Source organism: Sphingobium sp. SJ10-10 (genome assembly GCF_036038995.2).
Taxonomy (GTDB): Bacteria; Pseudomonadota; Alphaproteobacteria; order Sphingomonadales; family Sphingomonadaceae; genus Sphingobium.
Genome location: NZ_CP158132.1, coordinates 2561722 through 2585189, shown reverse-complemented (window position 1 = coordinate 2585189; position 23468 = coordinate 2561722). Strand labels below are relative to the sequence as shown.

Below are 23468 nucleotides of genomic sequence, written 5' to 3'. Positions count from 1 at the left end.
GGAGAATCAATTCTCCCGTCGACGGATGGGGAGGAATTTTAGAAGGAGAAGCTCAAAGAAAAGGAAGCGACATTGTCGTTGGGATCATCGGCATGCGGGCGGAAGCCGTGCTGGTGGAGATAGCCGATCTCCGCATTCACATTCTTCGCGATCGGGGTGGTGATGGCGATCAGGTTGCGCATCCGCTCCTCGCCCTCGACCCGCTGGAAATTGGTGGTGTTGAGATCGATGAAGCTTTCATGGCTCAGCAGCAGCGCGGTCTTGCCGCCTTCCCTGAACGGCAGCACATATTTGACATAGGGGCGCAGCCGCCAGGCGGTGCCGTCCACCCCCTCGCGCCAGCGTTCCTCCAGCCGCAGGCGCGCGCTGAGCTGACCGGGGCCGATCTTGACGATATTGTCGAAGGTCACCTGCTGGCGCCCGCGATGCTCCATCACCGTGAAGTCGCCGCCATTATATTGCGGGTCATGGGTATAGCCGGCCCAGACCGTGACTTTCTTGCTGACCTTATAGCCGATCAGCGAATTCATTTCGACCTCGTACAGCCCGTCGCGATCATCGCTGAACCGGGCGATGACCTCTTGCGAAAAGCGCCAATGATCGCTCAGCTTCACGGTCGCGCTGGCGGCGGTCCAGAGCTGTTCATCCTCGCTGGCGTGCGCCACGGCCGGAGCGGCCAGCAGGGCGAGCGCAGGCAGCAGTTTGCAGGTCAGTCGCATGATTGTGATTCTCCTCTCGCCATCCTGGCGAACGGGGGCCAACTATGACTATTACGTTACAATCTTGTGACTATATCATTTCTAATTTGTGACATTTCTATCTCCTTGGCCTAAAGGCCGTGCCGTCGCCGAAGAACCTTCAGCACCGCATCCTGCTTCCCGCAAAATAACGGCCCCGCCCCTTTGCAGGGCGGAGCCATCTTCCCGTCTTTCCCTTTTCAAGCGGCGAGTTACGCGCCGTGCGCGAGCGCAGCCAACAACAGCAGGGCGACGATATTGGTGATCTTGATCATCGGATTGACGGCAGGCCCCGCCGTATCCTTGTAGGGATCGCCTACCGTGTCGCCCGTCACGGCCGCCTTATGGGCTTCGCTGCCCTTGCCGCCATGATTGCCGTCTTCGATGAACTTCTTGGCGTTATCCCAGGCGCCGCCGCCCGAGGTCATCGAAATGGCGACGAACAGGCCCGAGACGATCACGCCCAGCAGCAGCGCGCCCAAGGCCGCGAAGCCGTTGGGCGTGCCCGCCACCGCCGAGATCGCGAAATAGACGACGATCGGCGCCAGCACCGGCAGCAGGCTGGGGATGATCATCTCCTTGATCGCGGCGCGAGTGACAAGGTCCACGGTGCGGGCGTAATCGGGCCGCGACGTGCCCTCCATAATGCCCTTGTTGGTGGCGAACTGGTCGCGCACGTCTTTCACCACGTCACCGGCTGCTCGACCCACGGCAGTCATGCCCATCGCGCCGAACAGATAGGGCAGCAGCGCGCCAAGCAGCAGGCCAACGATGACATAAGGGTTGGACAGGCTGAAATCGACCGGCTCGGTCAGGCCAAGCGCCGAGTTGTAGAATTTCAGATCCTCCGTATAGGCGCCGAACAGCACCAGCGCGGCGAGGCCCGCAGAGCCGATGGCATAGCCCTTGGTCACCGCCTTTGTGGTGTTGCCCACCGCGTCGAGCGCGTCGGTCTTGACCCGGACGCTGTCGTCCATATGCGCCATTTCCGCGATGCCGCCGGCATTGTCGGTGACCGGGCCATAGGCGTCGAGCGCCACGACCATGCCCGCCAGCGCCAGCATGGCCGTCGCCGCAAAGGCGATGCCGATCAGGCCCGCAAGCTGATGGGCGACGATGATGCCGGCCACGATCACCAGCGTCGGCAGCGCGGTCGCCTCCAGGCTGACGGCCAAGCCCTGGATGACGTTGGTGCCGTGGCCGGTTTCCGATGCGCGGGCGATACTGCGCACCGGGCGGTAGTTGGTGCCGGTATAATATTCGGTGATCCAGACGATCAGGCCCGTCACCGCAAGGCCGACCATCATCGACCAGAACAGCGCCATGCCGGTATATCCGCCCGACCCGTCCAGATCGGTGCCGAAGCGGGCATTGAGATCGCCCAGCGTATATTGGGTGACCGCGTAGAGCGCCGGGATCGACAGGATCGCCGTGGTCCAGAAACCCTTGTAAAGCGCGCCCATGATCGACTGGCTCGCCCCCAGCCGCACCATATAGGTGCCGATGATCGAGGTGATGATGCACACGCCGCCGACGATCAGCGGCAGCGACATGAGCTGCATCAGGAACGCATTGTCGACGCCCTTCACCAACAGCGCGGTCAGCACCATGGTCGCGCCGACCGTCACCACATAGGTTTCGAACAGGTCGGCCGCCATGCCCGCGCAGTCGCCGACATTGTCGCCGACATTGTCCGCGATCACGGCGGGGTTGCGGGGGTCATCCTCCGGGATGCCCGCCTCGACCTTGCCGACAAGATCCGCGCCGACGTCCGCCGCCTTGGTGAAGATGCCGCCGCCCAGACGCGCGAAGATGGAAATAAGGCTGGCGCCAAAGGCCAGGGCCACCAGAGAGTCGATCACCAGCCGGTCGTCGGGCGCATGCCCCGCAGGTCCGGTCAGATACCAGAAGAACAGGCTGATCGCGAGCAGCGCCAGCCCCGCCACCAGCATGCCGGTGATCGCGCCCGCCCGGAAAGCCACCGTCAGGCCGCTTTGCAAGGACGTGCGGGCGGCTTCGGCGGTGCGGACATTGGCACGGACCGAGATGTTCATGCCGATGAAGCCTGCCGAGCCCGAAAGGATCGCGCCGATCAAAAATCCTATCGCTGACGTCGCGCCTAAGAAGAAAAGGACCAGCCCCGCGACGACGACGCCGACCATGCCGATCGTCATATATTGACGGCTGAGATAGGCCTTCGCGCCTTCCTGAATCGCGCCCGCAATCTGTTGCATGGTTTCATTGCCGGCGGATGCCGCCAGCACCTGTCGACTGGTGAACAGGCCGTAGAGCACGGCCAGCAGGCCGCACCCTATGGCAATTGTGACAATCTGCATGAATGTTCCTCTCCCCCTGTTATGCCTGTCATCGGCCACTCCGCAGGGAATTACGGGCGGGCGAAGGGCGTAAGGGCGGGCGGCCGGATTTCATGCATCCGGCATCGGGCACCGCGTCAATCAGCAACAGGCTCACGCACATCATGCGGTCCTACCGGGGCTGAGAAAGGTCGGGGGTGAAGCTACAGGGCGGACGGGCCGCGTCAACCCGTTACGGCATTGACGCAAATCAGAAAAGTTCAGCCATGTTCCCAGCCGAGCCGGTCGGGCAAGGGCATGGCCACCCCGTCGATCATCAGCGTCAATCCCGTCCCTTGCGAAAACCGCCCGACCGGAATGGCCCGCACCGGGGGTTTCGCAGCGGCGGGCAAGGCAAAGAGCAGCTCATAATCATCCCCCGCCCGCGCCGCCGCGATCTGAACCGCATTGCTGGCGCCACGCGCGCTTTCCAGCGCTGGCGACAGCGGGATATGGTCGATGGTGACGGCCAGGCCGCTCGCCGCCGCCATGCGCGAGGCGTCGATCAGCAGGCCGTCGGATACATCCATCATGGCATGGACATGGGGCGCCAGCAGCGCCCCTTCGGCCAGACGCGGACGCGGACGGCGATAGGCGTCGACCAGCGGTCCAGAGGCGCCCGGCACGGTTCGCAGCAGCTCAAGGCCGATGCCCGCATCCCCCACCGGGCCGGTCAGGTACAGCCGGTCCCCGGCCTTGGCGCCACCGCGCAAGGGGACAGGGCCGGTCGCCTCGCCCAGCGCGGTCAGGCTGTAGCTGCGCGGAGCCCTGTTCGGCATCTGCACCGTGTCACCGCCCAGCAAAGGCATGGCGTGACGGGCCAGAGCCTCCCCCAACCCTTCGAGGAACGCGGCATCCCACGCATCATCGCCGGACAGCGCATAGTTGAGCAGGCAGCCGAGCGGCTTCGCGCCCTTGGCCGCGAGATCGGAGAGATTCACCGCCGCCAGCTTCCAGCCGATGTCGGCGGGCGGATCGGCGGGAAGATAATGCACCCCCTCCACCATCGTATCGCTGGTGAGGATCAGGCGGGACCCGCCGACTTCCAGCACGGCGACATCGTCCTGCAAGCCCTGCGCGGCGGGGTCATTCGCCAGCAGGCGAAGCAGGGTCAGGAAGCGCGATTCAGCGGACATGGCACGGCCGATCCTCTTTAGCGCCTCGCACTCCTGCCTTCGCAGGAGCGCAATCGGCCATAACCGTTATTTCCGCACGTCCTTCGCCACCGCATCGAGCAGGCCATTCACAAAGCCCGCCTCGCGCTTGTCGTAAAAGGCGTGGGCGACATCGACATATTCGCTGATCACGGTGCCGGTCGCCACATCCTTGCGGGCGAGCAGTTCATAGGTGCCCGCACGCAGGATCTGCCGCATCGGCTTGTCGAGCCGCTCCAGGCTCCAGCCCTTGGAGAGACGCGCCACGATCAGCCCATCAATCTCCTCCCGCCGCCGGTCCACGCCCTGCACGACATCGTCGAAGAAACTCTCCTCCGCCTGCGCATAGGTCACATCTTCGATGGTCGCGCCCAGGCGATGCTGGTGGAACTCATGCAGCAGCACATGGAGCGGCGTGCCCTCCATTTCGAGCTGGTAGAGCGCCTGAACCGCGGCAAGGCGCGCGGCGGAGCGGGATTTGGAGCGATCGTTCATCAACAGGTCCATAGCCGTTCGAACCGGAAATGTCGAAACCGGCCCGAGGGAGAAAAATGACCCCGCGCAATGCGCAGGGCAACGGATTATTTGAGCCGCAACGCCACCGAAGCCGCATGCGCCGGAAGCCCCTCCGCCTCCGCCAGCGCGACGGCGGCGGGACCGATGGCATCGATGCTGTTCTGATCGAGGCTGAGGAAGCTGGTGCGCTTCATGAAGTCCAGCACCGACAACCCCGAAGAGAAGCGCGCCCGGCGCCCGGTCGGCAGCACATGGTTCGGCCCGGCGACATAATCGCCCACCGCCTCGGGCGTCATCCGGCCGAGGAAAACCGACCCGGCATGGCGCACCTTGGCGAACAGCGCGTCGGGATCGTCCACCGCCAGTTCCAGATGCTCGGCGGCCAGGCGGTCGACCAGCGGCATGGCTTCGTCGAAATCACGCACGACGATGATCGCGCCATTGGCGTTCCAGCTCGTGGTCGCCACGACCTCCGTCGACAGCAAAGGCAAACGCCGCTTCACTGCCGCCGCCACTGCATCGGCAAAGGCCGCATCGTCTGTGAACAGGATCGACTGGCTGGTGGGGTCATGCTCGGACTGGCTGAGCAGATCGGCCGCGATCCAGTCAGGATCGTTCTTGCCGTCCGCGACCACGACAATCTCGGAAGGCCCCGCGACCATGTCGATACCAACCACGCCGTAAAGCTGGCGCTTGGCCTCGGCCACCCAGGCATTGCCGGGGCCGGTGATGACATCGACCGGCCTGATCCGATCCGTGCCATAAGCGAGCGCCGCCACAGCCTGCGCCCCGCCGACGCGCCAGATTTCCTCGATCCCGGCGATCTGCGCGGCGGCGAGGACCAGCGGATTGATCTCCCCTTTGGGGGTCGGCGTCACCATGGCGATGCGCGACACGCCCGCCACCTTGGCCGGGATCACGTTCATCAGCAGCGAGCTGGGATAGGCCGCCCGGCCGCCCGGGACGTAAAGCCCCGCCGCGTCCACGGCGTTCCAGCGCGCCCCCAGGCGAACGCCCGCCGCATCAATGCTGTCGCTGTCCTGCGGCCTCTGCTTTTTATGATAGGCGGCGATCCGCGCCGCCGCGAGTTCCAGCGCGTCGCGCAGCTCGGTGGAAAGACCCTCCAGCGCCGCGCGGCATTCGGCGGGTTCCACCGCCCAGCCGCTGACGTCCAGATCGTGGCGATCGAAACGGCTGGTATAGTCGGCCAGCGCCGCATCACCCTCGGCGCGCACCCGCTTGAGGATCGCGGTCACATCGCGCGACACATCCTCATCGGCCTCGCGCCGCGCATCGACCAGTGCGGTGAACGCAGCAGCGAAATCGGCGTCGCCCGTGTCGAGCCTAAGCGGCATCCTTCGTCCCCACGGCCTTGCGGAAAGCCTCCACCAGCGGCACCAGTTCGGCCGAGCGCATTTTATAGGCGGCGCGATTGACAATCAGCCGCGCCGACACCTGCATGATGATGTTGGTCTCGACCAGCCCATTGGCCTTCAGCGTCGCGCCCGACGACACAAGGTCCACGATCCGCCGCGACAGCCCCAGCGAGGGCGCCAGTTCCATCGCTCCGTTCAGCTTCACGCATTCGGCCTGAATGCCCCGCGCTTCATAATATTTGCGCGTGAGATAGGGATATTTGGTCGCGACGCGCACATGGCTGAGCGCGGCCTCGTCCTCTTGCGATAAGCCGACGGGTTCTGCGACCGACAGGCGGCAATGCCCCATGTCGAGGTCGACCGGCGCATAAATCTCGGAATAATCGAACTCTGCCAGCACGTCCGAACCGACGATGCCGATCTGCGCCGCGCCATGCGCCACAAAGGTCGCCACGTCGAAGGCGCGCACGCGAATGATCGACACTTCGGGCCGATTGGTGGCGAAGCGGAGAGCGCGGCTTTTCTTGTCATGGAACTCCGCCTCCGGCTCGATACCGGCTTTGGCGAGCAAGGGCAGCGCTTCATCGAGGATGCGCCCCTTGGGGATGGCGAAGGTGAGCGGACGAGTCATGACCCGCGCGCCTTACTTGGAGGGGCGTGAAAGGGCAAGGTCGGGCTGCCCACCCCGCTTGCGGGAGGGGTTGGGGGTAGGTTCAGGCCGCCTCCGCCAGCGCCGCCTCGGTCGCCGCGATCCAGCCGCCGCCCAGCACCCGGTCGCCCGCATAGAGAACAGCCGCCTGTCCCGGCGCCACGCCATATTCGGGCGCATCAAAGACCAACCGCTCGCCCTCCAGCCGCGCCGGGACCGGCTTGGCCATGGAGCGCACCTTGGCGGTCAGCGGCCCGGCGAAATCCCCGCCCAGCCAATTGATGTCGGAGAGCCGCGCCGCCGACACCGCCAGCGCCGCCTTCGGCCCGACGATCACGCGCCGGTCTTCGGCATCCAGACGTATGACATAAAGCGGTTCGGCCTGCCCACCGATCTCCAGCCCCTTACGCTGGCCGACCGTATAATGGATCATCCCCTTGTGCGTGCCCATCACGCGGCCATCGATATGAACGATGTCCCCGCCCTCATCGGCATCGGGCCGCAGCTTGCGCACGATCTTCGCATAGTCGCCATCGGGCACGAAGCAGATGTCCTGGCTGTCCGGTTTGAGCGCAACCGACAGGCCGAGTTCCGCTGCGATCTCGCGCACCTGCGGCTTGGGCAGGCCGCCCAAAGGAAAGCGCAGATAGTCGAGCTGCGCCTGAGTCGTGGCGAAGAGGAAATAGCTCTGGTCCCGCGCCGGATCGGCTGCGCGATGCAGTTCCGCGCCCCGCGCCCCTTCCATCCGGCGCACATAATGGCCGGTGGCCAGACAGTCGGCGCCAAGGTCGCGCGCTATCTGGAACAGGTCGGTGAATTTCACCCCCATATTGCACTTCACACAGGGGATAGGGGTGCGCCCGGCCATATATTCATCGGCAAAATCAGCGATCACCGAATCCCGGAACCGGCTTTCATAATCAAAGACATAATGGGCGATGCCGATGCGGTCCGCGACCGCCCGCGCATCGCGAATATCCTGTCCCGCGCAGCAGCTTCCGGTGCGTCCCACCGCCGCGCCATGATCGTAAAGCTGAAGCGTCACGCCAATGGTTTCCGCGCCCGTGCGCGCGGCAAGCGCGGCGACGACGCTCGAATCCACGCCGCCCGACATGGCGACGACGATGCGCCGCGCATTCAGCGGCTCGGTAAGCTGGAACTGGGGCTGCATGGGCGCGCATATAGTCGTCCCCGTCCCAGGGTGCCAGCCGGATTCAATCTTTCGTCGCATCGCCGTACCCATTTCGGGGGACAAGTTTACCGGACCTTATCCTTTAGGCTCTAAATCCCTCTCCCATGGATCTGGGATTCCTTCGGACAGGCGGGCTCAAGCCCAGCTTCGTCAAGCCTTCGGGCCGGCGGCGCGTGCCGGTCTGGCCGTCCTTGCGGGCCGCTTCGGCGGCGGCGCAGGCGGCCAGCCCGACCGCGCAGGCGGTCGCGGGCGTCCTGCGGGGGCAGGAAATCGAAGGCGACTGGGTCCAGGAACTGGCCGATATCCTCGCGCCACGTTCCGGCGGCAATATCGAGGCCGTAGGGCTCGCGGGCAGCTTTAACCCGTTGATCGCGAACCGATTAAGGGTGGGGCAAGGATGATGAAGGGGGCGTTTACCGTGGCGCTTTAGGCCCTGTTCAGGGCTTGGAGCGCAAACAGTTCGCACTGCTGAACAATCGGCAACGCCAGTGCCGCTTATTGAGGGTGATAATGATCGAGAACCAGAAAATCAGACCTGCACAGGTCGTCGGGCCGCTAGGAGAACCCCTGACTCTGGATAGCCTGCCGCCCGTGGACACGACTCGCTGGGTCGTGCGCCGCAAGGCTGAAGTCGTGGCGGCCGTCAATGGCGGCCTGCTGACCGTGGATGAAGCCTGCGCCCGCTATTCGCTGACGCTGGAGGAATTTGCGAGCTGGCAGCGCGCCGTCGACCGTTCGGGCATGCACGGCCTGCGCGTGACGCGCATCCAATATTACAAGTCCCTCTACGAACGGCAGCAGAAATACTGATCATCCGTTTCTAGAAAAAAGGGTCGCATTACAGCAAGGCCGCCGGATCTGGCATCCGGCGGCCTTCTGCTTTGTCAAGGTGAAATGGAACGTAAAGCCGACTTCTCCGTTGAACAGATCAGCCCACCCGAAAGGGGCTGTGGACCAAGGAGAGTGAGAAATGGGCATCATTTTGTGGCTCGTTGTCGGCGGCGTCATCGGCTGGCTTGCCAGCATGGTCATGCGGACCGACGCGCAACAGGGCATCCTGCTGAACATCGTCGTCGGCATCGTCGGCGCGTTCATCGGTGGCCTGATCTTCAGCGGCGGTTCGATCAATGACGGCCTGACGCTTTACAGCTTCCTCGTGTCGCTGGTTGGCGCTGTCATCCTGCTCGCGATCGTCAATCTGGTGCGTCGCGGTTCGGTCCGCTAAACACCCGGCAAGAACAAAGAGGCCGTGTCCGTAGGGGCGCGGCCTCTTTTATGCGCATATGCGGCTGTTCAACCCCGCCCGGCAAAGAATCGATAGAGCGCCAGCACGCCGATCGACCCCAGCACGGCCGCGATGAAGCTCGCCTGCTCGCCGGGTTCATAAACGCCCAGCAGTCGCCCGACATAGCCCGCCAGCAGGGCGCCGGCGATGCCCAGCAGGATGGTGACGACGCAGCCGCCCGGATCGCGGCCAGGCATGACCAGCCGGGCGAGCGCCCCGGCGAACAGGCCGACAATGATCCATCCCAGCAATTCCATCGCCGCCTCCCGCCGCCATGCGGGCTATAGCGCCACAGTCGGGCGCCTTTGGCAAGGGCCGGTCGAGCGGACGCCCCGCGCCTGCCAAATGGCTTTGCGATCCTTCCCACGGCCGTGATAATGGGGGCTTGAGCCGGGTGATGTATTCATATAATACAGCAACCCGAACGGCGCTGATGGCCGAAAGATGGATTCAGGATGAATTACGAAACCCCGCTGGTCGGTGATGCGCCGGCAAATGTCCTTGGCGATCAGGATGAGCGCTCGATCTGGCGCCGCAGGCTGGTGATCGGCGCCGTCGTCGCCATCATCCTGATCGCTGTCGCCACCTGGGTCAGCATGCGCGGCAAGGGCGCGGAAACCCCCGCCAGCGCCACGCAGGCGCCGGTCGTGACGGTGATCAGCCCCGGCCAGTCGACTGTGTCGCACACCATCAGCGCCACCGGATCGCTCGCCGCGCGGGTGGAAATGCCGGTGGGCGTCGTGGGCGAAGGCGGTGCGGTGACGCGGGTGCTGGTGCAGCCGGGCGACTGGGTCCGCGCTGGCCAGATACTCGCGACCGTCGAGCGCTCCGTCCAGACCGAACAGATCCGCTCGCTCGCCGCGCAGGTGGAGGTCAGCCGCGCCGACGCCAAGCTGGCGCAGGCCCAGCTCGACCGCGCCAAGGCGCTGGTGTCGCGCGGCTTCATCAGCCAGGCCGACATCGACCAGCGCACCGCGACCCGCGATGCCGCCAATGCCCGCGTCAATGTCGCCATTGCCCAACTGGCCGAACAGCGCGCCCGCACCGGCCGCCTCGACATCCGCGCGCCCGCCGCCGGGCTGGTGCTGACCCGTGCGGTGGAACCGGGCCAGATCGTCGGATCGGGCAGTGCCACGCTGTTCCGCATGGCCAAGGGTGGCGAGATGGAAATGCTGGCCCAGGTCAGCGAAGGCGATCTGGCCACGCTGCGCACCGGCAACAGCGCCACCGTCACCCCGGTCGGTGGCACCGAGCAATTTACCGGACGCGTCTGGCAGGTGTCGCCGGTGGTCGACAATCAGAATCGTCAGGGCATTGCCCGGATCGCCATCCCCTATAATCCGGCGATCCGTCCGGGCGGTTTCGCCTCCGCCGCGATCGTCAGCGGCACCGGCTCCGCGCCGATGCTGCCGGAATCGGCGGTGCAGAGCGACGAGAAGGGCAATTATGTCTTTGTCGTCAACGGCCGCGACGAAGTGCAGCGGCGCGACGTCAAGATCGGCCAGGTGACGGATGCGGGCGTGTCGATCCTGAACGGCCTCAACGGCAATGAACGCATCGTGGCTTCGGCCGGCGCCTTTCTGACGCCGGGGCAGAAGGTGAAGCCAGAGGTCAGCAAGTCCAAATGAAGCGGCGTGGCGCGCCAAAGCATCGTGCGGAAAAGTGGGAACCGGTTTTCCGCTTGAAACGATGCGACAACAAAAACTTGCGCGCCCACCGGCAGGCGAGGAAGCCGTCATGAGTTTTCGTAATATTTCCGCCTGGGCCATCCGCAACCCGGTGTCGCCGCTGGTGCTGTTCGTGGCGCTGCTGCTGGCGGGCATCGTCAGCTTCAGCCGGATGGACGTCAACCAGAATCCCGACATCAGCTTCCCCATGGCCAGCGTCGTCGTGCGCCAGCCCGGCGCGGCGCCGACCGAACTGGAAACGCAGGTGACGCAACGCGTCGAGGCGGCGGTGCGCGGCATCAGCGGCGTGGACGAGATCACCTCCTGGGTGTCGGAGGGCCAGTCCAACACCAATGTGCAGTTCCAGATCGGCACGCCGGTCGACCGCGCCGTCAACGATGTGAAAAACGCCGTCGACCAGATCCGCAGCGACCTGCCCGAAGGCATTTTGGAACCGCAGGTCAGCCGCGTCGACATTGACGGCGGGCCGATCGCCTATTTCAGCGCCGAAGCGACCGACATGACGTTGGAGGAACTGTCCTGGTATGTCGACAATAGCGTGGCCAAGCGGCTGCTGGCGGTGCCCGGCATGGCGGGGGTCAAGCGCGGCGGCGGCGTGTCCCGCGAAATCCGCGTCATCCTGAACCCCGCCAAGCTGCAATCGCATGGCATCACCGCGTCCCAGGTCAACCAGCAGCTTCAGCAAGTGAACCTGAACGCGGCGGGCGGCCGCACCGAAATCGCCGGGGCCGAACAGGCGATCCGCGTGCTGGGCAACGCCCGCGACGCCTATGCGCTGGGCCAAACCCAGATCGCCATTTCCGGCGGCCGCACCGTCAAGCTGGCCGACCTGGCCGATGTGCGCGACATGTATGCCGAACAGCGCACGCTGTCCCTGATGAACGGGCGGCAGGTGACCAGCTTCAGCATGGAAAAGGCCAAGGGATCGTCCGACGTCACCGTCTTCGACGACGCGATGAAGGTGCTGGAGCAGCTTCGGAAGGAAAATCCGAAGGTCCAGTACAAACAGCTCTACACCAGCGTCGAATATACCAAGGGCCAATATCACAGCGCCATGCAGGCGATGATCGAGGGCGCGGTGCTGGCCGTGGTCATCGTCTTTCTCTTCCTGCGCGACTGGCGCGCCACTTTGATCTCGGCGCTCGCCATTCCGCTGTCCGCGATTCCGGCCTTCTGGTTCATGGACATGATGGGCTTCACCCTGAATGGCATCTCGCTGCTGGCCTTGAGCCTGGTGGCGGGCGTGCTGGTGGACGACGCCATCGTGGAGATCGAGAATATCGTGCGCCACATGCGCATGGGCAAAAGCGCCTATCAGGCCTCCATCGACGCCGCCGACGAAATCGGCCTGGCGGTGCTGGCCACGACCATGGCGATCGTCGCGGTGTTCCTGCCGGTGGCGCTGATGCCCGGTATTTCGGGCCAGTTCTTCATCCAGTTCGGCATGACCGTGGTGGTCGCCGTGCTGCTCAGCCTGGCGGTCGCGCGCCTGATCACGCCGATGATCGCCGCCTATTTCCTGAAGGCCCATGGCCAGGAAAGCCATGGCGAAGGCTGGCTGATGGACGTCTATATGGCGGTGCTGCGCTGGTCGCTGGACGAACGCCGGGCCGTCGCCCATCGCGCCCGCGGCGGTGCGGCGCGTTTTACCGCATGGCTTCGCGACCATCGCATCTGGACGATGGGCTTCGGCTTTCTGGCCTTCATCGCGACCATCGCGGCCTTCGGCACGCTGCCCATGTCGTTCCAGCCGACGATCGACACGGATTTCAGCCAGGTGAAGGTCGAAACCGTGCCCGGCAGCACATTGCAGCAGACCACGGCGATCACCCGCAAGGTGGCGGACATGCTCGCATCCGACAAGGACATGGTCGAAGCCGCCTTTGCCGATATCCAGACGACCGGCGCCGACATTTACCTGACGCTGAGGAAGGACCGGCCCATCTCCTCGGTCGAATGGGAACGCAAGATCGCGCCCAAATTCCAGCAGGTCGCGGACGCCCGCGTCAATTTCCAATCGCAATCGGGCGGCGGCTTCGGCCGGGACATCATCATCATGTTCGGCAGCGACGATCCGGTAAAGCTGGAGCAGACCGCCAACAAGCTGGTGTCGGAAATGGCGGGGATTCATGAAATCCGCGCGCCGCGGGTCGCGGGCGACATGAACCGGCCGGAAATCGTCATCAAGCCGCGCTTCGACCTGGCCGCCAGCCTGGGCGTCACCACCGCCGCGCTCAGCCAGACCATCCGTGTCGCGACGATCGGTGATATCGATCAGAACAGCGCCAAATTCTCCCTGTCCGACCGGCAGATTCCGATCCGCGTAGCGATAGCGGAAGACAGCCGCCGCGACCTTGCGACGATCGAGAATATGCCGGTGCCCACGGTCAGCGGCGGCTCCGTGCCGCTGAAGGTCGTGGCCGACATCGAATTCGGCGCGGGACCGACGCAGATTCGCCGCTACAACCAAATCCGCCGCATCGTCGTGGGCGCGGACCTGGCGCCGGGCATCGTCACCAGCCAGGCGATGGTCAAGATCAATGCCTTGCCGACCATGAAGGCGATCACCGCCGGCCAGATCCCGGGCGTGCAGAAGCTGAACACCGGCGACAGCAAGTGGCAGGCGGAGATGATCCAGAATTTCGTCATTGCGGTCATTTCCGGCATCATGCTGGTGCTGGCGGTGCTGACCCTGCTTTACAAGCGGCTGATGCCGCCCTTCGTCAACCTGGGATCGCTGCTGCTGGCGCCGCTGGGCGGGGCGGTGGCGCTGCACCTGACTGGCAATCCGGTGTCCATGCCGGTGCTGATCGGTCTGCTGATGCTGCTGGGCATCGTCGCCAAGAATTCGATCCTCGTCATCGACTTCGCCCTGGAGGAGATGGGCAAGGGCGTGCCCAAGCTGGAGGCGATCATCGATGCCGGGCACAAGCGCGCCCAGCCGATCGTCATGACCACCGTGGCGATGGTGGCGGGCATGGTGCCGACCGCCGCTTCGCTGAGCGGCGACGGCGCCTGGCGCGCGCCGATGGGCATCACCGTGATCGGCGGCCTGATCCTGTCGACCGTGCTGACGCTGGTGATCGTGCCCGCGACCTTCAGCCTGGCGCTGGGGATCGAGGAATGGGTCGGCCCGCGCCTCGGCCGCCGCCTGCTGACCTACAAGCCCGGCGACAACAGGGCGGGGGCGGCGCAACCGGCGGAATAGGCGGGAAGGCGGACTGGCGACTTGCGTCGCTGTCCTTGAAGTACATCGTGCTCCTGCGAAGGCAGGAGCCCAGTCCTACCGTCTGTGGATTATCGCACCGCCCGAACTGGGCTCCTGCCATCGCAGGAGCATGATGCGTTAATGGCCTGGTCGATCGCAGCCACCACACCAGCCTTGAAAAGAAGCACTTGCCTGAACGAAACGGCGGCGTAACCGTTAGCTGGTCATGAAAATGCTCGCCCCGCCCCGCCCCGTTGCCGCCAGTCCTGTCCATCCGGCGCGGCGCATGCGGCTGGTGGCGACAGGCATGCTGCTGGTCATGGCGGCGCTGTTCCTGGCGGCGCGGGCCACCGTCCACCTCCATCCCGCCATCGGCTTTGTTCAGGCCTTTGCCGAGGCGGCGATGGTCGGCGGCCTGGCCGACTGGTTCGCGGTCACCGCCCTGTTTCGCCACCCGCTGGGCCTGCCGATTCCGCACACCGCGATCATCCCGCGCAACAAGGACCGAATCGGAGACACGCTCGCCCTGTTCCTGCGCGACAATTTCCTGACACCCGCGGTGGTCGCCCGGCGGATGCAGCGGCTGGACATGGCGGGCGTGGCGGGGCGCTTCCTCGCCAGCCCCTCCAGCGGCAACGGGCGGCTGCGCGAAGGCGCGTCCCGTCTCGCCGCCGACATATTGGAGGCGCTCGACCAGGAACGGCTGGGCGGCATGGTGAAGGGCGCCATCGCCCAGCGGCTGCGGGCGATGAACCTCGCCCCGCTGATCGGCCAGGCGCTGGAGGCGGCGATGCGCGACGGCCGCCATGCCCCGGTGATGGACGGCATCATCCTCTGGGCGGACCGCACGCTGGAGGCCAATGACCATCTGATCCGCCAGATGGTGCATGACCGATCGGGCAAGATATTGCGCTGGACCGGCCTGGACGAAAATCTTGCCAACGCGATCATCGACGGGCTGCGCAGACTGCTGGCCGACATGGCGCAGGACGCCGGACACAGCCTGCGGCTGAAGGCGGAGGAAGGCCTGACGAAGCTCGCTGCCGACCTCCAGTTCGACCTGGAGATGCAGGCCCGCGTCGCCCGCATCCGCGATGAGATCGTCGACAATCCGGCGATGCAGCGCTGGATCGACGGCTTGTGGGAGCAAGCGCGCAGCGGCCTGCTGCGGGCCGTGCGCGATCCCGGCAAGGCCATGGCCGGGCGCCTGGGTGAAGCGCTCCACCAACTGGGCGCTACCTTGCAGGAGGATGCCCGGCTGCGCCTGCTGATCAACCGCTTCATGCGGCGCGCCGCCGTGGGGGCGACGGCGACCTATGGCGACTCCATCGTCAAGCTGGTGAGCGAAACCGTGCGCGGCTGGGATGCGGGCACGGTCACCAGCCGGCTCGAACATGCGGTGGGGCGCGACCTGCAATATATCCGCGTCAACGGCACGCTGGTGGGTGGGCTGGTGGGACTCGCCATCCACGCCGTCGACACCCTGCTGTAGAACTGCCCCGCTAATTCCAACCATGTTCCTGCGCAGGCAGGAGTCCAGTTTCCGATGTTGGAAAGACGCTGGTGCATGCCGTCGCTCACTCCATCAATCAAAATTAATGTTGCAACATATCATAAAATTATGTTGTAACATGTCATGACGATCCGTGAGGGATCGCATGACAGGAGGGTGCGATATGCGACTGATGACGTTGCGGACAGCAGGTGGCGAGGCTCAGCTTTCCGGTTATAGCGGCGGCGCCCGATCCCCTTTCGGCATAGGCGGTGCGATCGCCGTTCATGCGCTGGTGGTCGGAGCCTATCTGCTGATGCCCAAGGAGATGATCGACGTCTTTCGCGATCCTCCGCCACTGACCACCTATCCGGTCGCTGACACGCCGCCCCCGCCGGAACAGCCCCAGCCGGAAAGCGATGCCAAGCCCCTGCCCCATTCCCATCCGACCGTGGTGGAAAAACCGGCCGTCCCCACACCGCCGACCGGCTTCACAGCGAAGGCCGACGATCATATTGCCACTGGCGATCCCGGTACGGGCACGATCACGCCACCCATAATTCCGCCGTCCCCCGAGCCTATGCTGGCCGAGGCCACCATCGACCCCCGCGCGCTGGCCGCCTTCCAGCCCGACTATCCCGGCATGATGATTCGGCAGGGGATGGAGGGCAAGGTCGTGGTCCGCGTCACCATCGGTCCCGATGGCCGCGTCACTGACATAGAGCGGCTGTCCGCCACCGACGAAGCCTTCTGGCTCGCCACCCAGCGCCACGCCTTGCGCAAATGGCGCTTCCGCCCGGCGACTCGGGATGGGGTGGCGATCAGTTCAGCCAAGGTGCTGACCGTCCATTTCCGCCTCGCAGACGTTTGAAATCCAAGGGAAGGGGGCCGGAAATCACCGCATCGGGCAACAGCGCTTTTGCATCCGGCCCCGCCTTCCCCTATATCGGCGCGATGGCGATATTCCCCCGTCCGGTGTCTCCCAAGAGCGCGATGAGCGACCTGTGGAGCTATTTTCGTGAGAACCGGCCTCATAAATGGCCGTTGCTCGGCCTGTCCGTCGCGTTCACCTGGGTCATCATCTGGGCCTTCATCGTCGACGCCAACACCAACACCATGCCGACGCGCAACCAGATCTTCTATGTGCAGAGCTGGGACGCCAGCCGTTCCGACGCGGCGATCATCCTCCAGCAGAAGATCGACCTCGCCAAGCGCGAGGCGGCGATCGAGAAGAAGCAGAAGGAGATGCAGGGCGTCGCTGATATTTTCGGCATCGACTGGAAGAAGGACGAAGCCCGCAACACCGCTCGCCGCAAGGAAGCGCTGAAGCAGATCAACGCACAGCTCGACGCCCGGCTGGCCAAGGCCGAGGCGACGGAAAGATCCGGCCCCGGATCAGCCCAAAGCGGAGCTGCCCAGCCCTGAGCGCCCGATCCAAAACCGCCCGATCCCCCGCCGATCCCGCGCAGGACCGGCGTTTCATGGCGGCCGCCATCGCCCTGTCGGAACGCGGGCGCGGGCTTTCCACCCCCAATCCCAATGTCGGCTGCCTGATCGTGCGCGATGGCCATGTCGTCGGCCGGGGATGGACGCAGAAGGGCGGCCGCCCCCATGCCGAAGCCCAGGCGCTGGAGCAGGCGATGGACCGCGCCCACGGCGCCACCGCCTATGTGACGCTGGAGCCGTGCTTCCATCTGTCCCCTCGCGGCCCGCGCTGCGCCGACCTGATGGCGCGGGCGGGCGTGCGCCGCGTCGTCATCGCCCTGCGCGATCCCGATCCGCGCACCGACGGACAGGGCGCCGCCTGGCTGCGCAAGCGCGGCATCGCCGTCGAGATGGGGCTGATGGCGCAGGAAGCCGCCGCCGCCATGCGCGGTTTCGTGTTGCGCCAGACGCTGGGCCGCCCGGCCGTCACGCTCAAGCTTGGGCTGTCGCTCGACGGCCGGATCGCGCTGGCCGACGGGTCCAGCCGCTGGATCACCGGCGATGCGGCCCGCGCCCATGCCCATATGGAACGGGCGCGGCATGACGCGATATTGGTGGGCGGCGGCACGCTACGCGCCGATGCGCCGCGTCTGGATGTGCGTCTGGCGGGTCTGGAGGATCGTTCCCCCCGGCGCGTGCTGTTCAGCCATGCCGCCGTGCCCAAAGGCTGGGAAAGCATCGCCGCGCCGGAGGACATCGCCACTCTGCCCCAGGTCGATCATCTGCTGGTCGAGGGTGGCGCGCAGACCGCCGCGGCCTTTCTGCGCGCCGATCTGGTCGATCGGCTGCTGCTCTATCGCGCGCCGATCGTTATCGGGGCGGGGCTGGCGGGCATAGGCGATATCGGCCTGACCGATCTTGCCGACGCCCATGGCCGCTGGTGGCTCAGCGACGAACGGCGGCTGGGCGAGGACCGGCTGGAGGTTTACGTTCGCACGCGCAGCGCCTAGATCACGGCAAAACTCAAACATAAGTTCGTCCGGCTCGGCCCGAACGGGAAAAATGGATCAGCGATCATGTTCACCGGCATCATCACCGACATCGGCACCATCCGAACCCATGAACAGCGCGGCGACCTGCGCCTGGTGATCGGCTGTTCCTATGACATGGAAACGGTTGCCATCGGCGCATCCATCGCCTGTTCCGGCGCCTGCCTGACGGTGGTCGAAAAGGGCGCGGACTGGTTCGCGGTAGACCTGTCGGCCGAAACCGCCGCCCGCACCGCGCCGGGCCTGTGGGAACAAGGCGGCCGCCTCAATCTCGAACGCGCGCTCAAGGTCGGGGACGAACTGGGCGGCCATATCGTGACCGGCCATGTCGACGGCGTAGGCACGCTGGTGTCCGCCACCAGCGAAGGCGATTCGACCCGCCTTCTGATCGCCGCGCCCGCGGAACTGGCGCCCGCTCTGGCCGCCAAGGGATCGATCACGGTCGACGGCATCTCGCTGACCGTCAACACGGTGGAGGACCAGGCCGATGGCTCCGTCCATTTCGGTCTGAACATCATCCCCCACACTGCCGCCGCGACGACTCTGGACAGCCTGACACCGGGCCGGGCCTTCAATCTGGAGATCGACGTGCTGGCGCGCTATCTCGACCGCATGCAGAGCCTTCGCAGCGGCACAATGTGATTATCTCTTGCCATAATCACATCATGATGTGATATGCGACACCATTCCGTTTCGGACCCCGCCTCGGGGAAGGAGTCGTTAGCATGTCGTCAGCCCTTATCGATACCGTCCGCTCGCTCGTCACCGATGGGGGCATGTCGCGATCCGGCCTCGCCCGCGCGGCGGGCCTTCACGCCAATTCCCTGCGCAAGCTGGGCGAGGCGGACTGGAACCCGACTGCCGAAACACTGGGTAAGCTGGAAAGCTATCTCATCAAGCGCGAGGGCGGCACCGCGCTCGCTTCCCCCGAAGAAATCATCAACGAAGCCCGCAACGGCCGCATGTTCATCCTGGTCGATGACGAGGACCGGGAAAATGAGGGCGACCTGGTCATCCCCGCGCAGATGGCGACGCCCGACGCGATCAACTTCATGGCCACCCATGGCCGCGGCCTCATCTGCCTGGCGCTGACCAAGGACCGGGTCGATCATCTGGGCCTGGGTTTGATGAGCCGCAACAATGGCACGCGGCATGAAACCGCCTTCACCGTGTCGATCGAGGCGCGCGAGGGCGTTACCACCGGCATCAGCGCCGCCGACCGCGCCCGCACCATTTCCGTCGCGATCGACGGGTCCAAGAGCCGCGACGATATCGTCACCCCCGGCCATGTCTTCCCGCTGGTGGCCAAGGATGGCGGCGTGCTGGTCCGCACCGGCCATACCGAAGCGGCGGTGGACGTCGCCCGCCTTGCCGGCCTCAACCCCTCCGGCGTCATCTGCGAGGTGATGAAGGATGACGGCACCATGGCGCGGCTGGACGACCTGATCCCCTTCGCCCAGAAGCACAAGATGAAGATCGGCACGATCCGCGACCTCATCGCCTATCGCCGCCGGCATGACCATATGGTCGAACGTCGCGCCGAAACCACCTTCAACAGCCAGTGGGGCGGCGACTGGAGAGCGATCAGCTTCTACAACAAGGCGACCCAGACCGAGCAGCTTGTGCTGCAAAAAGGTAATGTCTCGTCCGATGAGCCGACGCTGGTCCGCATGCACCAGCTCTCCTTGCTTGACGATGTCTACGGATCGACTGGACCGCGCAACGGCCTGCTCGCCAAGTCGATGGAGATCATCGCGGAGGAAGGGGCGGGCATCATCGTTGCCCTTACCCCCCAATCGCCGGGCGATGTCGTCACCCGCATCCTGCGCCATCATGCCGGTCAGCCCGGCTCGGGCATGGACGAATTGCGCGACTATGGCGTGGGCGCGCAGATTCTGGCCGAACTCGGCGTGCATGACATGATCCTGATCAGCAACACCCATCACAGCCTGATCGCGCTTGACGGCTATGACCTGGCCGTGGTTGGGCAGCGGTCGATCGAGCTTTAAGGAACCATCCATGGCAAAATTCCTGATCGTCGAAGCGCGCTTCTACGACCATCTCAACGACCTGCTGATCGAAGGCGCCACCACGGCGCTGGAGGATGAGGGGCATAAATATGAAGTGGTGACGGTTCCCGGCGCGCTGGAAATTCCCGGCGCGGTGGCGCTGGCGGCGGAAAGCGGCCGCTATGACGGCTTCATCGCCATCGGCGTGGTGATCCGCGGCGAAACCTATCATTTCGAAGTGGTATCGAACGAAAGCGCTCGCGGCCTGATGGCGCTCAGCATGGACGGCATTCCGATCGGCAATGGCATATTGACCGTTGAGAACGAAGCCCAGGCGCTGACCCGCGCGAAAAAGGACGAGAAAGACAAGGGCGGCGAAGCGGCCAAGGCCGCCATCGCCATGCTCGCCCTGCGCGAGAAATTCAGCGCCTGAGACGCTGGATATATGAATGAGCAAAAAGGGGCTGCTTGCCGGGCGGCCCCTTTCATGTGTTCCAGATATTGAGATTGGGCAAGGGCTGGAGTTAGCCAATTCCCGCCATAGCTCAGATCAGCCGGTCCGCCTCCAGCGCGGCGGCCAGTGAATCGCGGCCGCGTGGCATGCGCGCGTGAAGCCGCGCATCGGCTTCGGCCAGCCGTTCCACGCCCGCCGTCAACTGCTCCTCGGACAGGGTGAAAGGCAAGCGCAGGAAACGTTCAAATGCACCGCTCACCCCGAAGCGCGGCCCCGGTGCCACGCGCACGCCATGGCTTTCGGCAATGGCGGCCAGCGCCGTCGCCTCGCCACGCGGCAGTTCCGCCCAGAGCGACAGGCCGCCCGCTGGGGATTCCGCGCGCCAGTGAGGAAGGTGCCGTTCGATCAGCCCGAGAAGATGATCGCGACGCCCCCGCAGCATGGCCGCCCGCGCGCCCAATCCCTCATCGCCGTCGATCAGATGCGCGACGGCAAGCTGCTCCACCACCGGGCTTGCCATGTCCATCGTGGTGCGCAGGCGACCCAGCGCCGCGACGGTCTGCGGATCGGCGCGAATCCAGCCGACGCGCAGCCCGCCCCAGAAAATCTTGCTGGCGGAACCCAGGGTGATGACCTGCCGGCCCGAAGGATCATGCACCGCGACCGGCGGCGGAGGCATATTGTCCAGCCCCATCGCCACCATGGTCTCGTCGATGATCAGCGGCATGTGCGATCGGATGGCGGCGGCCACCAGCGCGCGGCGGGTGGCCGGGTCCATGCTGCGCCCGGTGGGATTGTGGAAATCAGCGATGATATAGGCGAAACGTGGGCTTGTCTGGCGGAAGGCCGCCTCCATCGCATCGATGTCCCATCCCTGCGCGGGCAGGCCGACCGGCACCGGCACGACATGGGCGCGCTGCAGAGCCTGGATCGCATTATGATAGGTCGGGTGATCGATCACTGCCCGGTCTCCCGGCCCCGCCAGCCAATGCAGCAGCAGGGAAAATCCCTGCTGCGCGCCGTTGGTGACGATGATCTGGTCCGGACTCGTCGGGCATCCCCGCCGTTCGTAATGCGCGGCGATCGCCCGGCGCAGCGGCGGCAGGCCCAGCGGATCATAGCCCAACTCGCCCAGAAAGGTGGGAAGTGCCTCCACCGCCGCCTGATAGGCCCGGCCGACTCCCGGCGCGGCGGGCAGGGCGGCATGGGTCCAGTTCAGGATATTGCCGCCGCTGACCGTGTCGATCTCCGGCGAAGTCTGTTCCATCCGGCCGGGCGGCAAACGCGTGACGCTGCCGGACCCCTGCCGGCTCTCGAGAAAACCTTCGTCGCGCAGCCGGTCGAAGGCGGCAGCGATGGTCGTGCGGCTGAGGCCCAGTGCGGCAGCCAGTTCCCGTTCCCCCGGCAGGCGGACATTGAGGCCGATGCGACCGTCCAGCACCAGCATCCGCAGCGCCTGCGCCAATTGACGATAGGCAGGCTCGGCGCTGTCCCCGGCGCGCCAGGCGCCCAGCAGGCGGAGCAGGGAAGGGGGCCGCAGCAGGGAAGTGGACATGGCGATCAGTTCCAATCCAAGGGGTGAAGGGGGCCACTTATCCAATATTGGCTGTTTTGTAAAAGGCCATTTTGGACGATTTCGACCGTCATGATGATGCACCGCCGCCTCTTTCAGCTTTTCTGGGGTCTTGGCCTCTACGGCTTTTCCATGGCGTTGATGCTGCGCGCTAATCTGGGGCTGGACCCCTGGGACGTGCTGCATCAGGGACTGGCACCGCGCCTGGGGCTCAGCTTCGGCATGACGGTCAATCTGATCGGCGCGATCGTGCTGCTGCTCTGGTGGCCGCTGCGCCAGTGGCCCGGCATCGGTACGGTCTGCAACATATTGGTGATCGGAACCGCGGTGGACCTGAGCCTCCTGATCCTGCCGACGCCGGAAAGCTATGCCATGCGCTTTGCCTGGCTGGCGGCCGGGATCGTCCTCAACGGCATTGCGGGCGGTGCCTATATCGGCGCGGGACTGGGGCCGGGGCCGCGTGACGGGTTGATGACCGGATTCTGCCGTCGCACCGGGTTGCCGGTCAAATGGGTGCGGACCGGGATCGAGATCGGTGTGCTGGCGATCGGCTGGCTGTTGGGCGGCACGGTCGGGCTTGGCACCATATTCTATGCGGCGACGATCGGCTGGATCGTGCACCACGCTTTGCCCTTCTTCACCATCGCCCCGCCAGAGCGCCCCGCTCTTGCCTGATTTGGTTGCCCCCTGACCCGCCGGCATGGAGCTTTTATTTCGGCCGGGTATCGACAGAGGCGGTCGGAGCCATATGATGCCCCCTCAAGATGATGAGGAGAGCTTGGTGGCGACCGACCTGTATGACCTGACCGTGCCTCTATTCATCCGGGGTCTGCGCAATCTGTCCGCGATTCTTGACAAGGGGGCCGCTTATGCCGCCGAAAAGGGGATCGATCCGCTGACGCTGACGCAGGCGCGGCTGATCGAGGACATGGCCCCGCTCAGCGCGCAGGTGCAATATGCCAGCGACAGCGCCAAAGGTGCGATCATCCGCATCGGCGCGCTCGACCCGGCGCCGATGCCCGACACCGAACGGAGCTTTGCCGATTTGCAGGAGCGGATCGCCAAGACCATCGCCTTCCTGGAATCCGTGCCCCGCGAACGGATCGACGGACGGGAGGATGCCGAGGTGATCCTCAAGACCCCGCGGGGCGATTTCGCCTTCACCGGGCGCAGCCATGCGCTCGGCTTTGCCCTGCCCAATTTCTATTTCCATGTGACGACCGCTTATGCGCTGCTGCGACAGGCGGGGGTGCCGGTCGGCAAGCTCGATTATCTGGGCGGGATCTAAACGACGGATCGTGGCCTGA

General features: G+C 65.2%; 23 protein-coding genes. 14 read left to right on the top strand and 9 right to left on the bottom strand.

Going from position 1 to position 23468, the window contains the following annotated elements; genetic code table 11:
- Nucleotides 1–38 precede the first annotated feature (38 nt).
- The 7 genes from VVT58_RS12555 to mnmA form a co-directional block, all read right to left on the bottom strand.
- Nucleotides 39–719, bottom strand: coding sequence for a DUF2490 domain-containing protein (locus VVT58_RS12555; RefSeq protein ID WP_327752796.1), 681 nt, complete (start codon nt 717–719; stop codon nt 39–41).
- A gap of 230 nt (nt 720–949) precedes the next feature.
- Nucleotides 950–3073, bottom strand: coding sequence for a sodium-translocating pyrophosphatase (locus VVT58_RS12550; protein WP_066561018.1), 2124 nt, complete (start codon nt 3071–3073; stop codon nt 950–952).
- 239 nt (nt 3074–3312) lie between these two features.
- On the bottom strand, nt 3313–4227 hold the full coding sequence (gene thiL / locus VVT58_RS12545) for a thiamine-phosphate kinase (protein WP_327752797.1): 915 nt from the start codon (nt 4225–4227) through the stop codon (nt 3313–3315).
- A gap of 66 nt (nt 4228–4293) precedes the next feature.
- Nucleotides 4294–4740 (bottom strand): transcription antitermination factor NusB, encoded by a 447-nt coding sequence (gene nusB, locus VVT58_RS12540; RefSeq protein WP_066562086.1) that lies wholly within the window; start codon nt 4738–4740, stop codon nt 4294–4296.
- 86 nt (nt 4741–4826) lie between these two features.
- Nucleotides 4827–6116 carry a histidinol dehydrogenase gene (gene hisD / locus VVT58_RS12535; protein ID WP_327752798.1) on the bottom strand — a complete coding sequence of 430 codons (1290 nt, stop codon included), beginning with the start codon at nt 6114–6116 and terminating at the stop codon, nt 4827–4829.
- Nucleotides 6106–6768: an ATP phosphoribosyltransferase gene (hisG, locus tag VVT58_RS12530; protein ID WP_066561012.1), complete on the bottom strand. Its 663-nt coding sequence runs from the start codon at nt 6766–6768 to the stop codon at nt 6106–6108. The genes hisD and hisG overlap by 11 nt, the downstream gene beginning before the upstream one ends.
- 82 nt (nt 6769–6850) lie before the next feature.
- The gene (mnmA, locus tag VVT58_RS12525) at nt 6851–7957 is read right to left on the bottom strand and encodes a tRNA 2-thiouridine(34) synthase MnmA (RefSeq protein WP_066561009.1); all 1107 of its coding nucleotides are present in this window, start codon (nt 7955–7957) and stop codon (nt 6851–6853) included.
- A 125-nt stretch (nt 7958–8082) separates the two neighbouring features.
- Between mnmA and VVT58_RS12520 the strand changes: the two genes are divergently transcribed.
- From VVT58_RS12520 to VVT58_RS12510, 3 genes are all read left to right on the top strand, one after another.
- On the top strand, nt 8083–8379 hold the full coding sequence (locus tag VVT58_RS12520; protein ID WP_046762224.1) for a hypothetical protein: 297 nt from the start codon (nt 8083–8085) through the stop codon (nt 8377–8379).
- 109 nt (nt 8380–8488) lie between these two features.
- A complete protein-coding gene (locus VVT58_RS12515) occupies nt 8489–8788 on the top strand; it encodes a DUF1153 domain-containing protein (RefSeq protein WP_066561002.1) in 300 nt (99 codons plus the stop codon).
- A gap of 160 nt (nt 8789–8948) precedes the next feature.
- Nucleotides 8949–9203 (top strand): GlsB/YeaQ/YmgE family stress response membrane protein, encoded by a 255-nt coding sequence (locus tag VVT58_RS12510; protein WP_066560993.1) that lies wholly within the window; start codon nt 8949–8951, stop codon nt 9201–9203.
- Between the two features lie 68 nt (nt 9204–9271).
- Here the strand turns inward: VVT58_RS12510 and VVT58_RS12505 are convergent, their stop codons facing one another.
- Nucleotides 9272–9520: a GlsB/YeaQ/YmgE family stress response membrane protein gene (locus VVT58_RS12505; RefSeq protein WP_066560991.1), complete on the bottom strand. Its 249-nt coding sequence runs from the start codon at nt 9518–9520 to the stop codon at nt 9272–9274.
- A gap of 198 nt (nt 9521–9718) precedes the next feature.
- On the opposite strand from VVT58_RS12505, the gene VVT58_RS12500 reads away from it, so the two are divergent.
- The 9 genes from VVT58_RS12500 to ribH all read left to right on the top strand — a co-directional run bounded on the left by VVT58_RS12500 (nt 9719) and on the right by ribH (nt 20567).
- Entirely contained in the window at nt 9719–10891 is a 1173-nt protein-coding gene (locus VVT58_RS12500; protein ID WP_066560988.1) for an efflux RND transporter periplasmic adaptor subunit, read from the top strand.
- 109 nt (nt 10892–11000) lie between these two features.
- On the top strand, nt 11001–14159 hold the full coding sequence (locus tag VVT58_RS12495) for an efflux RND transporter permease subunit (RefSeq protein ID WP_327752799.1): 3159 nt from the start codon (nt 11001–11003) through the stop codon (nt 14157–14159).
- Between the two features lie 226 nt (nt 14160–14385).
- Nucleotides 14386–15651, top strand: a complete 1266-nt coding sequence (locus VVT58_RS12490) for a DUF445 domain-containing protein (RefSeq protein ID WP_327752800.1) — start codon at nt 14386–14388, stop codon at nt 15649–15651.
- Between the two features lie 184 nt (nt 15652–15835).
- Nucleotides 15836–16522 (top strand): energy transducer TonB, encoded by a 687-nt coding sequence (locus VVT58_RS12485; protein WP_327752801.1) that lies wholly within the window; start codon nt 15836–15838, stop codon nt 16520–16522.
- A gap of 83 nt (nt 16523–16605) precedes the next feature.
- Nucleotides 16606–17076 carry a hypothetical protein gene (locus VVT58_RS12480; protein WP_066562084.1) on the top strand — a complete coding sequence of 157 codons (471 nt, stop codon included), beginning with the start codon at nt 16606–16608 and terminating at the stop codon, nt 17074–17076.
- Nucleotides 17073–18086, top strand: coding sequence for a bifunctional diaminohydroxyphosphoribosylaminopyrimidine deaminase/5-amino-6-(5-phosphoribosylamino)uracil reductase RibD (gene ribD, locus VVT58_RS12475; protein WP_327752833.1), 1014 nt, complete (start codon nt 17073–17075; stop codon nt 18084–18086). The genes VVT58_RS12480 and ribD overlap by 4 nt, the downstream gene beginning before the upstream one ends.
- A gap of 66 nt (nt 18087–18152) precedes the next feature.
- Entirely contained in the window at nt 18153–18767 is a 615-nt protein-coding gene (locus VVT58_RS12470) for a riboflavin synthase (RefSeq protein ID WP_327752802.1), read from the top strand.
- A gap of 83 nt (nt 18768–18850) precedes the next feature.
- Nucleotides 18851–20134, top strand: coding sequence for a 3,4-dihydroxy-2-butanone-4-phosphate synthase (gene ribB, locus VVT58_RS12465; RefSeq protein WP_327752803.1), 1284 nt, complete (start codon nt 18851–18853; stop codon nt 20132–20134).
- A gap of 10 nt (nt 20135–20144) precedes the next feature.
- Nucleotides 20145–20567 (top strand): 6,7-dimethyl-8-ribityllumazine synthase, encoded by a 423-nt coding sequence (gene ribH / locus VVT58_RS12460; protein WP_327752804.1) that lies wholly within the window; start codon nt 20145–20147, stop codon nt 20565–20567.
- 112 nt (nt 20568–20679) lie between these two features.
- Here ribH and VVT58_RS12455 read toward each other — a convergent pair whose 3' ends face one another.
- On the bottom strand, nt 20680–22143 hold the full coding sequence (locus VVT58_RS12455; protein WP_066562082.1) for a PLP-dependent aminotransferase family protein: 1464 nt from the start codon (nt 22141–22143) through the stop codon (nt 20680–20682).
- A 90-nt stretch (nt 22144–22233) separates the two neighbouring features.
- Between VVT58_RS12455 and VVT58_RS12450 the strand changes: the two genes are divergently transcribed.
- Entirely contained in the window at nt 22234–22836 is a 603-nt protein-coding gene (locus tag VVT58_RS12450; RefSeq protein WP_327752805.1) for a hypothetical protein, read from the top strand.
- A gap of 106 nt (nt 22837–22942) precedes the next feature.
- On the top strand, nt 22943–23449 hold the full coding sequence (locus VVT58_RS12445; protein ID WP_327752806.1) for a DUF1993 domain-containing protein: 507 nt from the start codon (nt 22943–22945) through the stop codon (nt 23447–23449).
- The last annotated feature ends 19 nt before the right edge of the window (nt 23450–23468 follow it).